The sequence below is a fragment of the Amycolatopsis sp. SID8362 genome, assembly GCF_010550475.1.
GTDB classification, from domain to species: Bacteria; Actinomycetota; Actinomycetes; order Mycobacteriales; family Pseudonocardiaceae; genus Amycolatopsis; species Amycolatopsis eburnea.
The window spans coordinates 1-5373 of sequence record NZ_JAAGNB010000399.1; the positions used below are offsets into that span (position 1 = coordinate 1).

The 5373-nt window shown below is 70.1% G+C and carries 9 protein-coding genes and 1 pseudogene; 3 read left to right on the plus strand and 7 right to left on the minus strand.

From position 1 onward, the window contains the following. The 4 genes from G3I65_RS13025 to infC form a co-directional block, all read right to left on the minus strand. Positions 1 to 432 (minus strand): RNA methyltransferase (locus G3I65_RS13025; protein WP_275940151.1); only part of this gene is annotated, 432 nt, incomplete at its 3' end. Beyond that, entirely contained in the window at positions 429 to 803 is a 375-nt protein-coding gene (gene rplT, locus G3I65_RS13030) for a 50S ribosomal protein L20 (RefSeq protein ID WP_086672344.1), read from the minus strand. The genes rplT and G3I65_RS13025, both read right to left, overlap by 4 nt. A 68-nt stretch (positions 804 to 871) precedes the next feature. After that, positions 872 to 1066: a 50S ribosomal protein L35 gene (gene rpmI, locus G3I65_RS13035; RefSeq protein ID WP_125312384.1), complete on the minus strand. Its 195-nt coding sequence runs from the start codon at positions 1064 to 1066 to the stop codon at positions 872 to 874. A 67-nt stretch (positions 1067 to 1133) separates the two neighbouring features. Next, positions 1134 to 1742: a translation initiation factor IF-3 gene (gene infC / locus G3I65_RS13040; protein ID WP_086672340.1), complete on the minus strand. Its 609-nt coding sequence runs from the start codon at positions 1740 to 1742 to the stop codon at positions 1134 to 1136. A 198-nt stretch (positions 1743 to 1940) separates the two neighbouring features. Here infC and G3I65_RS13045 point away from each other — a divergent pair, with 198 nt between their 5' ends. From G3I65_RS13045 to G3I65_RS13055, 3 genes are read left to right on the plus strand one after another with little or no spacing between them, the layout of a single operon-like run. Then, the gene (locus G3I65_RS13045; RefSeq protein ID WP_143264948.1) at positions 1941 to 2294 is read left to right on the plus strand and encodes a DUF1844 domain-containing protein; all 354 of its coding nucleotides are present in this window, start codon (positions 1941 to 1943) and stop codon (positions 2292 to 2294) included. Positions 2295 to 2342: 48 nt separating this feature from the next. Beyond that, a complete protein-coding gene (locus tag G3I65_RS13050) occupies positions 2343 to 2987 on the plus strand; it encodes a GntR family transcriptional regulator (protein WP_160696345.1) in 645 nt (214 codons plus the stop codon). Further along, entirely contained in the window at positions 2984 to 3979 is a 996-nt protein-coding gene (locus tag G3I65_RS13055) for a 1-aminocyclopropane-1-carboxylate deaminase (RefSeq protein WP_160696346.1), read from the plus strand. Before G3I65_RS13050 ends, G3I65_RS13055 begins: the two co-directional genes overlap by 4 nt. 36 nt (positions 3980 to 4015) lie before the next feature. Here the strand turns inward: G3I65_RS13055 and G3I65_RS13060 are convergent, their stop codons facing one another. From G3I65_RS13060 to G3I65_RS13070, 3 genes and pseudogenes are all read right to left on the minus strand, one after another. Then, on the minus strand, positions 4016 to 4399 hold the full coding sequence (locus G3I65_RS13060) for a RidA family protein (RefSeq protein ID WP_125312381.1): 384 nt from the start codon (positions 4397 to 4399) through the stop codon (positions 4016 to 4018). After that, positions 4399 to 5157 carry an IclR family transcriptional regulator gene (locus G3I65_RS13065; RefSeq protein ID WP_160696347.1) on the minus strand — a complete coding sequence of 253 codons (759 nt, stop codon included), beginning with the start codon at positions 5155 to 5157 and terminating at the stop codon, positions 4399 to 4401. Before G3I65_RS13065 ends, G3I65_RS13060 begins: the two co-directional genes overlap by 1 nt. Next, positions 5154 to 5373 (minus strand): annotated as a pseudogene (locus G3I65_RS13070) (sugar kinase); the annotation flags it as partial. The gene G3I65_RS13065 and the pseudogene G3I65_RS13070, both read right to left, overlap by 4 nt.

Below are 5373 nucleotides of genomic sequence, written 5' to 3' on the forward strand. Positions count from 1 at the left end.
GTCGGCGACGCGGATGACCGTGCCCGCGTTGCCGGGGTCGGCGACGTCGACGAGCACCACGACGAGCCGGGCGCCCGGGGCCACGGCCGCTTCGAGCGGCCGGTCCAGCAGCGCGCAGACGGCCACGATGCCCTGGGGCGTCACCGTTTCCGACAGGCCGTCGGCGGCGCGGTCGGTGATCGGCGAAACGGTGACGCCGGCCGCGCGGGCGGCGTCGACCAGGTGCGCGTGCTGCTCCGCCGCGCGTTCGGTGACGAACAGTTCGTGCACGGTGCCGTGCTCGAGCGCCGCTTCGACGGCGTTGGCGCCTTCGGCCAGGAACCGGCCGGTCTTGTCGCGTTCCGCGCGCCGCGTCAGCTTGCGCGCAGCAACGACCCGGGGGGTCCGTTCGGTGAACGGATCCGCCCCGGGCCGGGGAAAGCTGCCGGTCAGGCCGACTTCGCTTCGGTGTTCACGTTGGCCTTGGCGAGCTCGGCCAGCGCGGTGAAGGCGGCGGCGTCGTTGACGGCGAGGTCCGCGAGGATCTTGCGGTCGACCTCGACACCAGCGGCCTTGATGCCCTGGATGAACCGGTTGTAGGTCACGCCGTTCGCGCGGGCCGCCGCGTTGATGCGGGTGATCCACAGCTGGCGGAAGTCACCCTTGCGGGCACGGCGGTCCCGGTAGGCGTAGTTGAGCGAGTGAAGCGTCTGCTCCTTGGCCTTGCGGTACAGCCGCGAACGCTGGCCGCGGTAGCCGCTGGCCAGTTCGAGAGTTGCGCGACGCTTCTTCTGGGCGTTGACCGCCCGCTTGACGCGTGCCACGGGTCCATCCTGTCGATCTCAGGGGGCGAAGGGGGACGCCCCGGGTGGTTACAGCAAGTTCTGCGGGATCAGATGCCGAGCAGGCGCTTGACGCGGCCGGCCTCGGTCTTCGCCAGCTCGGTGGTGCCCTCGAGCCGGCGGGTGAGGCGGTTCGACTTCTTCTCCATCAGGTGGCGGCGGCCGGCCTTCTGGCGGCGCAGCTTGCCCGAGCCCGTGACGCGGATCCGCTTGGACGTCCCGCTGTGGGTCTTCATCTTCGGCATTTCAGTCCTCTTTCGTGCGGCGGCTCACCGGAGATCCGGTGAGCCGCTGACTCGTGCTGGTCGGCGCTTAGGCCTCGGGGGCCGCCTCGGCCTTGGCCTTCGGCTTCACGTTCTTGTGCGGGGCCAGCACCATGATCATGTTGCGACCGTCCTGCTTGGGCGACGACTCCACGAAGCCCAGCTCGGTCACGTCGTCGGCGAGCTTCTGCAGCAGCCGGAAGCCGAGCTCCGGCCGGGACTGCTCGCGACCACGGAACATGATCGTGACCTTGACCTTGTTGCCCGCCGCCAGGAAGCGCGACACGTGACCCTTCTTGGTCTCGTAGTCGTGCTGGTCGATCTTGGGGCGCAGCTTCTGTTCCTTGATGACGGTCAGCTGCTGGTTGCGCCGCGACTCGCGGGCCTTCTGCGCGCTCTCGTACTTGAACTTGCCGAAGTCCATGAGCTTGCACACCGGCGGGCGGGCCTGCGGCGCGACCTCGACGAGGTCGAGGTCGTTCTCCTGCGCCAGGCGCAGCGCATCCTCGATCCGGACGATGCCGACCTGTTCGCCGGCGGGGCCGACGAGTCGGACCTCCGGCACCCGGATACGGTCGTTGATGCGTGTCTCGGAGCTGATGGGGCCTCCTTGGTCCGAGGAATGTTTCCTGTTCTCGTTTCGACCTGGTGCCCACATAGCGAAGGCCCCGTCACCTGCCGGTGCGCGGGGCCCACTCTGTTTCCGATCGTGTCCCGGAGGACACTTCTTCACCCTGGACTTGACGTCCGGGCGAGACCGGACCCGGCCACCTGAGCGGTGACGCGGGTGGGAGCGGGGCTCCACTTGCCGCCCCCGATCGCTCGGGGGCTGGTCGCTCGTGGAAGGGTACCAGACGTGTCAGAACAACCCCCCGAACAGCCCCCCTATTCCACCCGGCAGCTCGAGGAGATCCCGAGCGTGGAGGTGATCAGCCGCGCGGCCGTGATGCTGCTGTCGGCCGGCGCCGAGCGGCTCGGTCTCGCCGACGCCGACCCGGAGACGTCCCCGCACCGCGACCTCGACGAGGCCCGCCGGCTGATCACCGCGCTCGCCGGGCTCGTGACGGCGTCCGCCGAGTACCTGGGCCTGCACGCCGGCCCGTTGCGCGACGGTCTCCAGTCGCTCCAGAAGGCCTTCCGCGAGGCTTCGGTCGTGCCCGACCCGCCGGGCCAAGGCCCCGGGGAAAAGTACACCGGTCCCGTCTACTGACCTTTCACTCGCCCGGCACCTTGCCGGCCGAGTTTCCCGACATCTAACATGTTAGATGTGAGCCTCTCAAAGGTCACTCGCCCGCTGCTCCGAGACGAGGCGTACGACCGCATCCGCCAAGCCATCGTCGACGGCACCCTGCCGCCCGGCACCCCCCTGCGCGACGGCGACCTCGCCGAGCAGCTCGGCCTCTCGAAAGCCCCCGTCCGCGAAGCACTCAGGCGGCTGGCCGACGACGGGCTCGTCGACTCCAAACCGCAGAGCTACACGCGTGTCTCCGACGTCATGTCCCGCGACGTCATCGACGCCCGCCAGATCGTCCGCGTGCTCCACGAGTTCGCCGTCCGGGAGGCCGCCGCGAGGTGCCGGCCCGCCGACGTCGCCGACATGCGCGCGGCCAACGACCGGTTCGCGAAGGCGATCGAAGCCGGCGACATCAAGGCGGCCGTCGAGGCGGACGACGAACTGCACGCCATCCCCGTCCGCCTGGCAGGCAACGCCGCCGTCGCCGCGACCCTCGACCGCTACACGCCCCTACTGCGCCGTCTCGAACACGCCCGGTTCAGCTCGGCATCGGCCTGGAACTCGGTCCTGCGCCACACGAAGCTGATCGACGCCCTCGAAGCCCGCGACACCGCCACCGCCGTCTCCGTGATCTCCACGATCTGGACCAACCTCCTGGAGGACCGATGACCCTGGCCGACTTCCCCCGCTACCCGCTGTTGTTCGGCCCGTCGCCGGTGCACCCGCTCGAGCGCCTCACCGAGCACCTCGGCGGCGCGAAGGTCTGGGCCAAGCGCGAGGACGTCAACTCCGGCCTCGCCTACGGCGGCAACAAGACCCGCAAGCTCGAATACCTGGTCGCGGACGCCCTGGAACAAGGCGCGGACACGCTCGTCTCGATCGGCGGCGTCCAGTCCAACCACACCCGGCAGGTCGCGGCCGCCGCGGCGCGGGCCGGGCTCAAGGCCGTGCTCGTGCAGGAGAGCTGGGTCGACTGGCACGACCCGCTCTACGACAAGGTCGGCAACATCCAGCTCTCGCGCATCCTCGGCGCGGACGTCCGGCTCGTCCAGGCCGGCTTCGGCATCGGCTTCAAGCAGGCCTGGGAAGACGCCGTCGCCGAGATCGAAGAGCGAGGCGGGAAGCCGTACGCCATCCCGGCGGGCGCCTCGGACCACCGGCTCGGCGGGCTCGGCTTCGCGAACTGGATCGTCGAACTGGAACAGCAGGAGGAAGAACTCGGCGTCTTCTTCGACACGGTGATCGTCTGCTCGGTCACCGGCAGCACGCAGGGCGGCATGGTCGCCGGGGTGGCCGGCAACAAGAACCGGCGCATCCTCGGCATCGACGCCTCCGCGAAGCCGGCCGAGACGCGCGAGCAGATCACGCGGATCGCACGCAACACCGCCGAGCTGATCGGCGCCGGCGAGATCCCCGAGGTCGAGCTGGACGACCGGTACCACGCCGGGATCTACGGCATCCCGGACAAGTCCACAGTGGACGCGATCGAGACGTGCGCCCGGCTGGAGGGGATGATCACGGACCCGGTGTACGAGGGCAAGTCCATGGCGGGGCTCATCGACCTCGTCAAGAACGGTGAAATCGCGAAGGACTCGAACGTCCTCTACGCCCACCTCGGCGGGCAGCCCGCGCTCAACGGTTACACGAGCGTCCTCGGCTGAGCACCCCGGGGCCGGGAAGCCGGCCCCGGGAAAGCCTCAGTCCAGCACGCAGAGCACGTCGATCTCGACGAGCAGCTCGCCCGGGAGGCCGACGTACACCGTCGTGCGCGCGGCGTGCGGCGCCTCGCCGATCAGCTCGTTGTAGACCTCGTTGAACGGCGCGAAGTGCGCCGTGTCGGTCAGGTAGACCCGGACCATGATCGCGTCCGCCAGGCTCGAGCCCGCCTCCGCCAGCACGGCCTCGATGTTCTTGAACGTCTGCCGGGTCTGGCCCACGACGTCGTCGCCGACGATCGCGCCCGTCGCGGGGTCGAACGCGACCTGGCCGGCGACCTGCAGCAGGTTCCCCTTGCGGACGGCCTGCGAGAACTTCGCCGGCGGCTTCGGCGCGTTCTCGGTGGAAACTGCCGTCTTGCTCATCAGTGCCCCTTTCCGTTCTCCGTCCATCCACTGTGGACGGAAGCTTCCGTGGTCGCGGCGCGCAGGTCCGGCACCAGCGCGAGCAGGCCTTCGTAGTCGAGCAGCACCTTCGGCACCGACATCGACGCGGCGGCCAGCACTTCGCCGTCCGCCCCGCGGACCGGCGCCGCGATGCAGTGGATGAAGTCCTCGTGCTCGGCGTTGTCGACGGCGTACCCGAGCCGCGCGACGCGGTCCAGCTCCGCCAGGAAGTCCGACGCCGAAGTGATCGTGTTCGGCGTCAGCACCGGGTACTCGATCGACCGCGCGATCTCCTCGCGCCGGGCCGCGGGCATCGCCGCGACCAGCACCTTCCCCACCGCCGTGCAGTGCAGCGGCGCGCGCTTGCCGACGCGCGAGTACATCCGCACCGAGTGGCGGCCCTCGTACTTGTCGATGTAGACGACTTCGCCGTCGTCGTAGCTGGCCAGGTGCACGGTGTGACCGGTGCGCGCGTTGAGCGCGGCGAGCGCGGGCTGGGCGCTGCGCCGGACGTCGATCGAGTCGAGTGCCTGGTTGGCCAGGTCGAACATGGCGCTGCCCAGCCGGTAGTGGCGGGCGCCTTCGCGGCGGACGAAGTGGTGCTGCTCGAGGGTGCGCAGCAGCCGCAGCACGGTCGACTTGTGCACGCCGATCTCGTCGGCGAGGTCGTCCAGGGTGCGCGCGTCCTTGGCGATCGAGTTCAACAGCGTCAACGCGCGGTCCAAGCTTTGGCTCACGTGAGCACCACGCCCTCTCCGGTCAGCCGCGCGGAACTCCACTCGTCCGGGTCGGCCTGCAGCAGGGTAGCCACGACCGTGCGGGGCAGCGGCACCCCGACGTCGTCGTGGGTGAGCAGGGTGGCGGCGGCCTGCAGGTGCCCCTGGCGCAGCCGGGCCAAGGGCTCGGCGCCGCGCAGCGTCGCGGCGAGGAAGCCGGCGGCGAACGCGTCCCCG

Bases quoted from the DNA above. Each gene is read 5' to 3' on its own strand.
- G3I65_RS13060 (WP_125312381.1), bottom strand. From the start codon at position 4,399: ATGAGCAAGACGGCAGTTTCCACCGAGAACGCGCCGAAGCCGCCGGCG.
- rpmI (WP_125312384.1), bottom strand. From the start codon at position 1,066: ATGCCGAAGATGAAGACCCACAGCGGGACGTCCAAGCGGATCCGCGTC.
- infC (WP_086672340.1), bottom strand. From the start codon at position 1,742: ATGTGGGCACCAGGTCGAAACGAGAACAGGAAACATTCCTCGGACCAA.
- G3I65_RS13055 (WP_160696346.1), top strand. From the start codon at position 2,984: ATGACCCTGGCCGACTTCCCCCGCTACCCGCTGTTGTTCGGCCCGTCG.
- G3I65_RS13050 (WP_160696345.1), top strand. From the start codon at position 2,343: ATGTTAGATGTGAGCCTCTCAAAGGTCACTCGCCCGCTGCTCCGAGAC.